Annotated in this window: 12 protein-coding genes; 6 read left to right on the top strand and 6 right to left on the bottom strand. The window is 37.4% G+C overall.

The genetic code is table 11. The features are described from left to right. Window positions 1-55 precede the first annotated feature (55 nt). The gene (locus AC4CVF_RS18260) at window positions 56-904 is read left to right on the top strand and encodes a sulfurtransferase (protein WP_336952516.1); all 849 of its coding nucleotides are present in this window, start codon (window positions 56-58) and stop codon (window positions 902-904) included. Next, window positions 901-1752 carry an archaetidylserine decarboxylase gene (gene asd, locus AC4CVF_RS18255; protein WP_419819767.1) on the top strand — a complete coding sequence of 284 codons (852 nt, stop codon included), beginning with the start codon at window positions 901-903 and terminating at the stop codon, window positions 1750-1752. The genes AC4CVF_RS18260 and asd overlap by 4 nt, the downstream gene beginning before the upstream one ends. A 192-nt stretch (window positions 1753-1944) precedes the next feature. Here asd and AC4CVF_RS18250 read toward each other — a convergent pair whose 3' ends face one another. From AC4CVF_RS18250 to AC4CVF_RS18235, 4 genes are all read right to left on the bottom strand, one after another. Further along, the gene (locus tag AC4CVF_RS18250) at window positions 1945-2376 is read right to left on the bottom strand and encodes a hypothetical protein (RefSeq protein WP_336952513.1); all 432 of its coding nucleotides are present in this window, start codon (window positions 2374-2376) and stop codon (window positions 1945-1947) included. A gap of 23 nt (window positions 2377-2399) precedes the next feature. Continuing rightward, window positions 2400-3758 carry a phosphate regulon sensor histidine kinase PhoR gene (gene phoR, locus AC4CVF_RS18245; protein WP_419326927.1) on the bottom strand — a complete coding sequence of 453 codons (1359 nt, stop codon included), beginning with the start codon at window positions 3756-3758 and terminating at the stop codon, window positions 2400-2402. A gap of 25 nt (window positions 3759-3783) precedes the next feature. Further along, a complete protein-coding gene (phoB, locus tag AC4CVF_RS18240; RefSeq protein WP_004718724.1) occupies window positions 3784-4494 on the bottom strand; it encodes a phosphate regulon transcriptional regulator PhoB in 711 nt (236 codons plus the stop codon). Window positions 4495-4767: 273 nt separating this feature from the next. Further along, on the bottom strand, window positions 4768-5442 hold the full coding sequence (locus AC4CVF_RS18235; RefSeq protein ID WP_419360598.1) for a TetR/AcrR family transcriptional regulator: 675 nt from the start codon (window positions 5440-5442) through the stop codon (window positions 4768-4770). 212 nt (window positions 5443-5654) lie between these two features. Here AC4CVF_RS18235 and AC4CVF_RS18230 point away from each other — a divergent pair, with 212 nt between their 5' ends. Beyond that, window positions 5655-6500, top strand: coding sequence for an SDR family NAD(P)-dependent oxidoreductase (locus tag AC4CVF_RS18230; RefSeq protein ID WP_336952510.1), 846 nt, complete (start codon window positions 5655-5657; stop codon window positions 6498-6500). Window positions 6501-6593: 93 nt separating this feature from the next. On the opposite strand, the gene AC4CVF_RS18225 is transcribed toward AC4CVF_RS18230, so the two are convergent. Together AC4CVF_RS18225 and AC4CVF_RS18220 are read right to left on the bottom strand one after the other, a co-directional pair. Further along, window positions 6594-7961: an MATE family efflux transporter gene (locus tag AC4CVF_RS18225; RefSeq protein WP_490789803.1), complete on the bottom strand. Its 1368-nt coding sequence runs from the start codon at window positions 7959-7961 to the stop codon at window positions 6594-6596. Window positions 7962-8088: 127 nt separating this feature from the next. Then, entirely contained in the window at window positions 8089-9243 is a 1155-nt protein-coding gene (locus tag AC4CVF_RS18220; RefSeq protein ID WP_419326929.1) for a methionine aminotransferase, read from the bottom strand. Between the two features lie 295 nt (window positions 9244-9538). Here AC4CVF_RS18220 and AC4CVF_RS18215 point away from each other — a divergent pair, with 295 nt between their 5' ends. From AC4CVF_RS18215 to AC4CVF_RS18205, 3 genes are all read left to right on the top strand, one after another. Continuing rightward, window positions 9539-9991 (top strand): DUF7226 domain-containing protein, encoded by a 453-nt coding sequence (locus AC4CVF_RS18215; RefSeq protein ID WP_490789802.1) that lies wholly within the window; start codon window positions 9539-9541, stop codon window positions 9989-9991. A gap of 83 nt (window positions 9992-10074) precedes the next feature. After that, on the top strand, window positions 10075-10326 hold the full coding sequence (locus AC4CVF_RS18210) for an XRE family transcriptional regulator (protein WP_490789801.1): 252 nt from the start codon (window positions 10075-10077) through the stop codon (window positions 10324-10326). Beyond that, window positions 10319-12241, top strand: coding sequence for a Dam family site-specific DNA-(adenine-N6)-methyltransferase (locus AC4CVF_RS18205; protein ID WP_490789800.1), 1923 nt, complete (start codon window positions 10319-10321; stop codon window positions 12239-12241). The genes AC4CVF_RS18210 and AC4CVF_RS18205 overlap by 8 nt, the downstream gene beginning before the upstream one ends. Window positions 12242-12277: the final 36 nt, after the last annotated feature.

The raw sequence follows: 12277 nt of genomic DNA, 5'->3' as shown, positions 1-12277 counted from the left end.
TAAAAAACACTGTGCTAAGATCATTTGTGCTCAAGGTCTTAAAATAGAAAAACGTATGACTACATCAGCCTTTAACTTCGAATTACTCATAGAAGCAGAACAACTTGTGCCATTTTTAGGGCATGACAAAATTCGTATTGTCGATCTAAGTCGTAGCTCTGTGTATGATCAATTACATATTCCACATGCATTGCATGTTAAACCGCAACTGCTGGTGCGACAGGAAGAACAAGCTTCAGGGTTATTGCCTGATGAGGATGGTTTAAAAGCGCTGATTGGCTATTTGAACATCTCTCCAGAACATCATGTCGTGGTCTATGATGATGAAGGTGGTGCTTGGGCTGGGCGTTTGATCTGGAATTTACATTGCCTTGGTTTTTATAATACCAGCTTACTCAATGGTGGAATTCATGCGTGGCTAGCAGCAGGCTATCCGACTTCGGCGGAAGCGGAAAGCTTTAGCAAAGTTGAAGCCTTGGTTACGGTCAATTTACAACATCTTGATCAGCACCGGATTGAATATGCTCAATTGTTGCAAAAGGTTGAGCAGCAAGCGATTCAAGTTTGGGATTGTCGAACTTCAGAAGAGTATACGGGACAGCGGTTGGCAGCGCGACGCGGCGGTCACATTCCAAATGCACAACATTTTGAATGGAGTACTGCAATTAATCGTCAAAATCATTTAAAATTGCATCCTCTTGAACGCACGCAACAACGTCTAGAACAATTAGGCTTTCAATTTGACCAGCCTGTGGTGGTGTACTGTCAGTCACATCATCGTTCTGGTTTGGCTTATATCTTGGGGCGGTTATTGAATTGGAATATTCAAGCCTATGATGGTGCGTGGAGCGAGTGGGGCAATCGCCTCGATAGTCCAATTATTACTGGAGAATCACCTGCGTGAGTCTTACATCAGCGTTAAAAAAACAAATTTTTATCCAAGCACAAAAAGTCATTCCACAACAACAACTCAGTCGAGTTGTTGGTAAAGTTGCAGCCAGTGAAAATCCAATTGTTAAAAATATAGCGATTCAAGCATTTAAAGCCCAGTATGGGATAGACCTTTCTATTGCTGAGCAAAGTGATGCTTTAAAATATAAATCATTCAATGAATTTTTTACCCGTGCTTTAAAAGATGGTGTGCGAGAGATAGATGCAGATCAGACCAGTATTGTCTCTCCAGCAGATGGTGCAATTTCTCAGTTGGGTAAAATTAAAGATGGTGATGTATTTCAGGCCAAAGGCCAAAGTTTTTCTGTAGACAAACTGATTGGCGACCCACAATTGGCTACACCATTTATCAATGGTGAATTTGCCACGGTTTATTTATCACCACGTGATTATCACCGTGTTCATATGCCATTTGCAGGAACGTTGACAGAAACTTTGTATATCCCCGGTGAATTATTTTCTGTAAACCAAACTACAGCAGAGAATATTCCAGGTTTATTTGCGCGTAATGAGCGTATGGTATGTTTGTTTGATACCGAATTAGGACGTATGGCCGTTGTTCTAGTGGGGGCAATGATTGTTGCAGGAATTGAAACTGTGGCAACTGGTAAAATAAAACCAACAGGGCGTTTAGAGTTAAACCAGCACGATTTGGCCTTAGAAAAGGGTGCTGAGCTTGGACGTTTTTATTTAGGTTCAACCGCAGTTGTATTGTTTGAACAGAATAAAATTACTTGGGATGAACAGTTTAAAGCTAATTCTATTGTAGTGATGGGTGAAGCTTTAGGGCATACCGTTTAATTTGCTTATTCTATCATGAGGTGTACTTTCTGTTGTAGAGAGTCACCGAGTCTAAAGCCTTATAGCATCTTAAATAAGTGCATGAATATAACGATATAATGAAGAATTTCTTAGAAAATTAATGTAAGAATTCCGGTATAAGTCGCAATTTAAAGAGCCCGTTATATAAATTGGTTTTATTTTTAGAATAAATCAAAGATGATAGGCATTGAAATAAGACAGCTTTAAAGCGTGTGCATCTGCTAATGCATTGTGTGGATTTTCAGAGGCAACATGGGTTTCGATTGGATCCTGCATCCATAACTGCATGGTGAGCGGAGGTGTTTGGATACATTTCCCAGCTGAAAGCATAAGACTACGGGTAAATAAGGCAAAGTCTTCAGGCCAATCTGCCACAATTTCAAGACTTGTATATCGAGATAAATGAATCTGTAAGCGACTTTGAAATTGCGCTAAGGGAATCGGTTTTCGATTTAAACGAGGCATGACATGGTCTTTAACCCAAGTAATTGGGTCTAAGCATTCTAAAACTTCATAAAAATGCTGATTATTCTCGTCAACCAATGCCAGTGAAATTAATTCACCGCCAAAGCCATTAAATTCACAATCTAAAAATAGTTTCATTAGAATTAATCAAAAAACAAATATTAACCTGCAAAATCAAGGCGCTCTTTGGGAAAAACCACTCTAAAAATAGACCCTTGATTTTCTTTAGAATCAATTTCTAAGTAAGCATTATGTTGCATTAAAACATGCTTCACAATAGCTAGCCCTAAACCTGTTCCACCCGTTTGACGGCTTCGTGCACTGTCTACGCGATAAAAGCGTTCAGTTAAACGTGGAATATGTTTTGGGTCAATCCCGATCCCGGTATCTTCAACGGTAAAATAACCATGTTCACTGTCATCATGCCAGCCGATTGTAACGGTGCCACCTTTTGGAGTGTATTTAATCGCATTGGTAATTAAATTACTAAACGCACTGGCAAGTTCTGCATCGGAACCAATCAGGTCACAATGGCTGTCGATATCTAAGTTTAAAGTATGTCCATAATCAACATTGTAGGCTTGTGCATCATCAAAAAGCTGATTCATCAAATTCGGCATATCGATGATTTGATTTTTTGCGACTTGTTTATTACCTTCCAAACGTGAAAGCAAGAGTAAGTCATTGACCAACGCATTCATACGACGTGTTTGCGATTGCATCTGTTCAAATGCTCGTTTCCAGCGCGGATTTAAATCCTCTTGGTCGGTAAATGTTTCGATATAACCACTGAGTACAGTGAGTGGTGTACGCAGTTCATGTGAAATATTGTCGACAAAGTCTTTGCGCATCTGTTCTAGATTATGTACACGTGTCACATCGTAAGCGACGAGCAAACGGCTTTCACTGCCAAAACGTGTGAGTTTAATCTGTACATAATGCTCTTCATAAACAGAAGATTTTATTTTAATGCCATCTGGAGATTGGTCGATATTATTAAAATATTCAATAAAGCTCGGCTGGCGGATAATGGTCAAGATATTACGCCCACGATCTAGAGGTTGAATGCCCAACAGTCTTTCTGCCGCAGGATTCCACCATTCAATCTGATGTAATTCATCCGTTAAAACAACAGCTTCGGCCAAAGCAATCAGTGAAGATTGGGCACGGTCAATCAAGCCGACCATTTCAGCCTGAACCACACGTTCTTGGCGTTGTGCGCGATAAACATTAAACAATAGCGCTCCCCAAATACCCTCTAAATTGGGCGGAGAATCGTAAGGACGATTCGAAATCCATTCATTCACCAAGTATAAAGAGCGTAATTGAAATAGGAAAAAAACCGCAAAACCGATGGAAATAGTAATCCAAAAATACCCTATCCCTAAACCAATAAATCCACCAATGATGAGTAAAAAACCAAGCAGGCGTAAATCTTGTTTTGCAAATTCCCACAAGCTACTGTAACGAAATTTTTTATGTTCTCGCGCAAGATCTGGGACGGGGTAGGGTTCATACATAGAAAATTATTTACCTTGAGAATGCTTAACCTAAGGCAACATCTGCACGGGTAGAGAAACGATAACCCGTTCCACGTACAGTTTGTACGTAGCGATCGGCGCCATATGGTTCAAGCACTTTACGTAAGCGGCGGATGTGTACGTCAATCGTACGGTCTTCAATATACACGTTGCCACCCCAGACCTGATCGAGTAACTGGGCACGTGTATAAGCACGTTCAGGATGAGTCATAAAAAATGCCAATAATCGGTATTCTGTTGGACCCATTTCCAAAATATTATCACTAAAACTGACGCGTTGGCTCACTGGATCAAGAATTAATCCATTGGCATCAATGGTTTTTTCGCCACTCAGGGCATTGGCACGACGAAGTACTGCTTTGATACGAGAAACCAATTCACGAGTAGAGAATGGTTTGGTCATATAGTCATCTGCACCAGCATCAAGACCTTGAACTTTATGGTCTTCTTCACCGCGTGCTGTCAACATGATGACTGGAATTTCTGCCAAATTTTCATCACGTTTTAAGCGACGACATAAGTCTACACCGCTCACACCGCCAGGCATCATCCAATCGAGTAAAATCAAAGATGGTCGTTGGTCAACAATCATTTGATGGGCTTGTTTTGCATCTTCAGCTTGCAAGCATTGAAAGCCTGCCATATCCAATGAGGTATGAATCATTTCTCGAATCGGAAGTTCGTCATCGACGATTAATATATAGTCATCTTTCACAACGCAATATCCTATGTATGAACGGTGTACCGTCTTTTATTTATGACAGGCTTATTACAAAGATTAATTATGACAGTATCATTGCAAAAAGAAGATGTTGACGAATTTTTGCAAAAAAATGTGACAAATAATCGTCGATATGATGAATAATCCATGAAATTTTTAAATAAATCTTCCATTTTATGAAAAGAAATTTATTTAAATTGAAAATAAAAATGAGATATTTGACATTTTTATGACGATTTGATGACAAAAATATTTAAGCTAACAATCTTATTGAGATGAAAATGAATCAATCAGCGATACAAATACAATTTCACATGCTGAGACAATTTCTTCAAGCGATTGTTTAAATCCACCCATGACCCAGCGAACCGCAATTTGAGTCACATAGCCATTTAAACCTGTGGCAACCAAGGAAATTTCTTGTTCACTGCGTTCAATATGCGGCATCATTAGGGTAACAAAGGAGTGAATTAATCGGTCAAAACGGCCCATCGTTTCATGGATTGTGGCATGATTATGCAGTTCTTGAACCAGCATGGCGTCAATATAAATAATACGCGCCACACGTGGATCATTTTTTAACATGGTAAAGATTGCAGTTAAGCCACCACGGATCATATTTTTAGGATCAGGTGCTGCTTGCATGACCCCTTGCATCACGGTTTGTTGTAATTGTTCAATCAGTTGTAGAAAGATGACTTGGAACAGTTCTTCACTTTTTTTGAAGGACTCATAAAAATAACGTTCAGTCAGTTTCGCTTCATTACAAATATCTTTAACGGTGACAGAAAAAAAACCATGCGTGCCGTAGGCTTCAATCCCTGCTTCGATCAACTTTTCTCGACGTGCAAGTTTTCGCTCAGATAAGGACATACCCTTAAATTGACGTTCTTTGACTGCTTTATTTATAGTTTTCTTTTCAGTTGAAAGTGGTTCATTCATTGTAAAAAATTACTCGTGTCATATTTGATTGTCACAAAGAAGCGCTTATTTTAGCAATAAAAGCCATTGAAACCTATTCTAGAATTTTTGTATAAAAAAACATCGGTTAAATCACAATATAATATTGACAATAATGATTGTCAAAATTATATTGAGCAAGTGAGCTGCACATCACTCTGAATGCTTTGTGCGGGTTTAAAAAAGGATAGACAATGAAAAATTTTAAAAACAAAGTCGCTGCAATTACTGGTGCTGGCTCTGGTATGGGACAACAACTTGCTATTTTATTGGCAAAAGCAGGTTGTCATTTATCCATTAGTGATGTGAATGAAAAAGGTTTATCTGAAACCGTTGAACTGGTCAAACCATATAATGTCCGTGTGACCTCAAAAAAAGTGAATGTTGCCAAAGTTGAAGAAATGCGAGCTTGGGCTGAGGATACTGTGCAAAATCATGGTTCTGTAAACATGATTTTTAACAATGCTGGTGTAGCTTTAGGATCTACCGTAGAAGGTGCATCTTATGACGAACTTGAATGGATTATGAATATCAATTTCTGGGGCGTTGTCTATGGAACAAAAGAATTTTTGCCTTATATCAAGAAAACAGGTGATGGACATATCATCAACATTTCGAGCTTATTTGGTTTAACGGCTCAGCCGACCCAGTCTGCATACAATGCATCTAAATTTGCGGTACGTGGTTTTACTGAATCATTACGTCAAGAATTAGACATTGAAAAGTGTGGCGTATCTGCTCTATGTGTTCATCCTGGCGGTATTCGTACCAATATTGCAAATGATGCGCGTATGAATGACAGCTTACGTTCTTTGGGGATGAACCCTGAGAAATCAGCAAAAGCATTTAATAAATTATTGCGTATGCCTCCAGAAGATGCTGCTCAACAAATGTTGGATGCTGTATTGAAAGACAAGCGCCGTTTACTTATTGGGAATGATGCAAAAACCTTAGATTTAATTCAGCGTATTTTACCGACTGGATATCAAAAAATTACAGGTTTTGCGACTAAGTTTAGTAAAAAGTTAGAACCAAAATAGTTGATTGATATTAAAAAACCGTCAAGCTGACGGTTTTTTTCATTTTAGACTTTGAGAAATAATGGGTTGAATAACAACTTAATATCCATTCGTTTAAATTAAGATCTCAATGGTTTTCTTTTTCCAGACAAATTGGTAATAAAGACCTTGCATAAGACATAGACTGAAAAAGGTCAGGGCAAGCGCATACCAAATGCCTTTTAAACCAAACCATTGACTAAATAAGTAGGCACACGGAACTTCAATGAGCAGAATGGATAAAATATTAAAAATCATAGGCACAGTCACAGTTCCGCTTGCCCGCATGATCGAAGCAAAAATTGCACTTGCTCCAAAAAATATAATTGACCACAACACGATAAATAGTAATTGCTGACCCAACTCAATTACAGACGGATCTGTAATAAACAACGCCATCAAATATTTTGAACAAATATAGGCCAAGAGTACCAATGAACCTGTAATCACGATATTACTCAACAGCGCTGTTCGCGTCACTTTTGCCAGTAGTTCAGATTTCCCAGCACCAATAGCTTGAGCTGCGAAGATAGAACCAGCAATGGCAATCGACAAAGCAGGGAATTGGATATAGTTCAGGACTTGGTTGACTGCACCATATGCTGCTGTTGCGTGAGCGCCATGTTGATTGACCAGTCCAATCACCACCAGTCCTGCGACCGAGTTGGTCACCATTTGAATACCTGTCGGCACACCCAAGCGCAAGATACTGCGACTAAATTGAGGGTGATAGCGGATATGTTGGATTAACGCTGCATCAGGTCTTAAAGCATGATCTTTTTTATTCAAATAGACATAAAGGAAAACTAAAGTTGAAATAAAGCCTAGGCCACTGGCAATTGCTGGAGCAATAATGCCGAGCTTAGGTAGCCCAAAATAACCGCCAATCAAGGCTGGAGTTACAATGACGCCAACAATGATCGTTAGACTTGAAGCCATCAATGGTGTGGTACTGTCACCCACACCACGTAAAATAGACGTATAGGTGATGTAGATGAATAGAAAAGGACTACTCATTAACATCCATTGAACATAGGGCAGGGCAAGATGCATGATTTTGGGATCTATCCCCAAAAGCAATAGAATCTGTTTGGCAAAAAACACCCCTAAAAAGGCAATGATTGATCCACCCATGAGGGTCATAAATAACAATGCGCCAACAATGGTACGCACTTTTTCGATATCTTTAGCACCCCAAGCTTGTCCAACTAGAACAGTCGCACCTGTAGATAGACCAATCACAAAAGCCAGCAATAAAAATAGGATCGGAAAAAATACTGAAATTGCGGCAATCGCTTCTACTCCCAGCATTTGCCCAACAAAAATGGTATTAATTGTTCCAGACAGGTTTTGCAGAATATTGGTTAGAATCAATGGACCAAGGAAGATTAAAAAAACCTTCCAGAATTTGGGTTGGTGAAGCATATCGGGACGAGCTGGCATCTTTTATTCTACTGTCTATTTCGAGTATCTTTATCTTATTGATAATATAACAAACGCTGAGAAAAAAGCCTGAGTATTTGAGTAACTCAGGCTTTAATTTTACAGAGATGATCTGTATGGGTTGGGATTAAATTTGGGTTAAAATTTCACAGGCCTGAATCAAAGTTTGCTCCTTTTTGGCAAAACAAAAACGCACTAAACGTAAATTTTCAGGGGCTTGCTTATAAAAAACAGAAACTGGAATCGCCACAATTTTATGTTCTTCCGCTAAGAATTTACACATATCGATATCATTTAAATCTGGGCGAATTTGGCTGTAATCAACATTTTGAAAGAATGTGCCTTGAGAGGGAATTAAACTGAATTTTGAATTCGCAATACCTGAAATAAACAGGTCACGTTTTTGCTGATAGAAGCTTGATAGATCGTCAATATGTTCAGGATGCTGTTGCATAAAATTGGCAAGCGCCATTTGTACGGGTGTTACCCCACAGAAGTTGGCAAATTGATAAATTTGACGGAATACTTTCATGAGCTCGGGTGTCGCAATGCAATAACCTGTTTTCCAACCTGTTACATGGAAAGTTTTACCAAAAGAACCGACCACAAAACTACGTTCTCTGAGTTCAGGAAATGACAATGCTGAATAATGTTTTTCGCCGTCATAAATCAAATGCTCATAGACTTCGTCTGAAAGCACAATAATATTTTTATCTTGGATTAATTCAATTAAATTTAGCCAGTCTTGTTTAGACCAAATCGCGCCAGTTGGATTGTGTGGGGTATTTACAATGACCATACGGGTTTTATCTGTAATTGCAGATTTGACTTGATTCCAATCCACAGAAAACTCAGGCGCATTGAGTGGAATATGAATGGCTTTACCACCGACCAATTGCACGCTCGGAGCATAGCTGTCATAGCTTGGATCAAAAATAATCACTTCATCGTCTTGATGAATGATAGCTTGTATGGCACTAAAAATCCCGATCGTTGCCCCAGGAGTGATGGTGATTTCGGTGACTGGATCAAGTTGTAATTGATCACGTTTTAAAAACAGTTGAGCCAGTTGTTCTCTTAGGGCTAATAAACCATCACCCGCTGCGTATTGGTTAAAACCATCTAATGTAGCTTGGCTGAGTGCTTGTAGCAACGCTGGTGGTGCATCAAAGTCTGGAAAACCTTGTGACAGGTTAAGGGCGTTAAGACGATGTGCCATAGCGGTCATGATGCTAAAAATGGTGACACCTTGAGCAGGGAGTTTGGAGTGGATTTCGATCATGACCAGACTGATTTTATAAATGTATTAGTGGCAGTTTAGCAGGTCGTTTTAAGGAGCTGAATAGGATTAAGTAATCTATTGGTTAGGGAAGACGATGGGAATTTGAGATAAGGAAGTTAGGTTTTGGGTGCGAGGTAATGTTTTGTTACTAAATATATTGGGGGAGTTGAGTTGGTATGAATGCGATGGTGTCTATAAGTTAAAGGCAGATGTAGGCTTCGTATAAGAGATTTTATGTTAAAAAATTAAAAAATATGGTAAATAGCAATCTCTTAATTATTATGAGGGATAAAAAGTGTCTTTAGAAACATCAGATTTTTTACAAGCAGATGATATCAATAAAGTATTTCAAGTAGTTGAAGCTGTTGCATCGGGGGCTACTAGCGATGAAGATATCGAAAATTATTTGGGTTTAAATTCAGATTCAAGACAAGGTCGTTATTATCGTTTGGCTGCTGAAAAGTTAGGCTTCATTCAGAATAATGATAATTCAGCAGTTTTAACTCAAAGAGGCCAGACATTTTATAGTGCTTCTTCAGCTGGTAAAACTAGTGAGGCTCGTAGTTTAATTGCGAGTTCACCTGTATTTGCTAATGTGATTAATCATTTTCGTGACCAAAATCCTATTAATCGCGATGAGTTATATGATTATTTCCTATCTATTTATCCCGGGGCAAGTACGACTGCTCAACGTAGATTTAGCACTTTTGAGAAATATATGGCTTATTTAAATTTACAAATCATCTAAATCCAAATAAAACACATAATTTTATGTGTTAAACACATTATTATGTGTGCTATAATGGTTTGAAATATTTTTAGATGCTTAATATGCCTTATTCAGAATTTCAGCGTTTAATTGGTAAAGCTGGTCTTACCATAAAAGAGTTTGCTGAGCTATTGAAAATGAATCCAAACTCTTTAACTAATTATCATAAAAGGGGTGAGATACCTTCACATATAGCTATTATTATTTCATTGATTTCTAACATGAAAGATCAAGGTTTAGATTTTTATGAAGTTTTTGAAAAATTAAAAGAATATGACTGTGTCGCTGATGAAGGAGGTATAACTAATGAATAAGCCTCTCTTCGTTAACTTTAGTAATGATATTACGCCAAAAAAAGTTAAGTGTAAGCCGATTCTTAAATGGGCTGGTGGTAAAACGCAAATGTTGGATTCTATTTTACCTAGATTTCCAAACTCTTATGGAAAGTATATTGAGCCTTTCTTTGGTGGAGGAGCAGTCTTTTTTGCATTACAACCTGAGAATGCCGTAATTGCTGATAGTAATCCTGAACTGATTAACTTATATCGTACCGTTGCAGATGATGTTGATGCTGTAATTGGTGAGTTAAAAAAATTCAGCAATACTGAAGAAATGTTTTATGAAGTTCGCTCTCAAGATAGGGAAAAGTTATCTTCTGTAGAAGCTGCTGCTCGAACAATTTATTTAAATAAAACCTGTTTTAATGGTCTGTATAGAGTCAATAAAAAGGGACAATTTAATGTTCCTTTTGGAAAATATAAAAATCCTAAGATTTTAGATGAGGATAATTTAAGAGCAGCTTCTATTTTATTATCCAAGGCAAAAATCGTTTGTTCTGATTATTTGAACGTTTTAGAAAATTTTGCTTGTCCAAATGATTTGATTTTTTTAGATCCTCCTTATGTGCCTATTTCAGAATTTTCAGATTTCAAACGATATACTAAAGAGCAATTTTATTTAGAAGATCATGAAAACTTAGCTAAAGCATATAAAGCTTTGAGTGATAATGGATGTCATGTTTATTTGACTAACTCAAATCATCCTATAGTTGAAAATCTCTATCAAGGGTTTAAGTATGAAGTTATTCAGACAAAAAGGCATATTTCATGTGATTCTAAAACACGAAAAGGTGAGGATGTAATAGTTTCAAATACTGAAAAAAATGAGATATTTAGTTTGGATTTAGAAAAAATTTCATCACTACCTGAGCAAGTGCAATTATATCCATCGACTAGATACATGGGATCCAAGCAGAAGTTGCTTCCTTATATTCTAGGTATCGTTGAACAGTTTGATGTAGCAACATTAGTAGATTTATTCTCTGGTTCAGGCATAGTAAGTTATTTGTTTAAAACATTAGGTCGTCAGGTAATAACGAATGATTATATGAATATGTCGCACACTTTCACAAAAGCGATGGTAGAGAATAGTCATGTGACCTTGAGTCATGAAAAAGCTAAGTCACTGTTAGTGCAAAAGAACCTAATCAACGATTTTGTGCAGACAAAATTTAAAGACTTATATTTTTCTGATGATGAAAACTTATTGATTGATATTATTCGATCTAATCTTAAGACTCTTGATAATGAATACGAACAAGCGATTGCTAGAAGTGCATTGATTCGTGCATGTATGAAAAAAAGACCTCGTGGAATCTTTACGTATACAGGGCATCGTTATGATGATGGGCGTAAAGACTTAGTTTTAAGCCTAGAAGAGCAATTTTTGAATGCTGTAGAACTAATAAATAACGCTATTTTTGACAATGGGAAATCAAATATTTCACATCGAGAAAATGCTTTAGACATTGATTTACCGAAAAATTGTTTAATTTATATGGATCCTCCATACTATTCTATCTGTTCAGATAATGAATACGTTAGACGTTACCATTTTGTAGAAGGGTTATCTTTAGACTGGCAAGGAATAGAGATTCAAGAACACACAAAGACAAAAAAGTTTAAATCATATCCAACACCTTTTTCATCTAGAAAGGATGTCTATGTAGCTTTTGATAAGCTCTTTGAGAAGTATAAGGAAAATATACTTCTTATTTCGTACTCATCTAATAGTCTTCCAAACATGGATGAAATGTTAGCCATCTTACGTAAATATAAGCAAAATGTAGATGTGATACCAATAGACTATAAATATTCCTTTGGTAATCAAGCTACTAAGATTGGAGACAATCGCAATGTAGTTCAAGAATACTTATTTGTAGCTTACTAAAGAGAAAAAGGAATAAAATATTATTTTTATTCCTTT

It is taken from the genome of Acinetobacter sp. LipI_19 (assembly GCF_058242925.1).
This window is presented reverse-complemented; position numbering and strand designations above follow the sequence as displayed.

Excerpts from the sequence above, each read along its gene's own strand:
- AC4CVF_RS18210 (WP_490789801.1), top strand. The coding sequence starts at position 10,075 with ATGCCTTATTCAGAATTTCAGCGTTTAATTGGTAAAGCTGGTCTTACC.
- AC4CVF_RS18260 (WP_336952516.1), top strand. The coding sequence starts at position 56 with ATGACTACATCAGCCTTTAACTTCGAATTACTCATAGAAGCAGAACAA.
- AC4CVF_RS18205 (WP_490789800.1), top strand. The coding sequence starts at position 10,319 with ATGAATAAGCCTCTCTTCGTTAACTTTAGTAATGATATTACGCCAAAA.
- AC4CVF_RS18230 (WP_336952510.1), top strand. The coding sequence starts at position 5,655 with ATGAAAAATTTTAAAAACAAAGTCGCTGCAATTACTGGTGCTGGCTCT.
- AC4CVF_RS18225 (WP_490789803.1), bottom strand. The coding sequence starts at position 7,961 with ATGCCAGCTCGTCCCGATATGCTTCACCAACCCAAATTCTGGAAGGTT.
- AC4CVF_RS18235 (WP_419360598.1), bottom strand. The coding sequence starts at position 5,442 with ATGAATGAACCACTTTCAACTGAAAAGAAAACTATAAATAAAGCAGTC.
- AC4CVF_RS18250 (WP_336952513.1), bottom strand. The coding sequence starts at position 2,376 with ATGAAACTATTTTTAGATTGTGAATTTAATGGCTTTGGCGGTGAATTA.
- AC4CVF_RS18220 (WP_419326929.1), bottom strand. The coding sequence starts at position 9,243 with ATGATCGAAATCCACTCCAAACTCCCTGCTCAAGGTGTCACCATTTTT.
- phoR (WP_419326927.1), bottom strand. The coding sequence starts at position 3,758 with ATGTATGAACCCTACCCCGTCCCAGATCTTGCGCGAGAACATAAAAAA.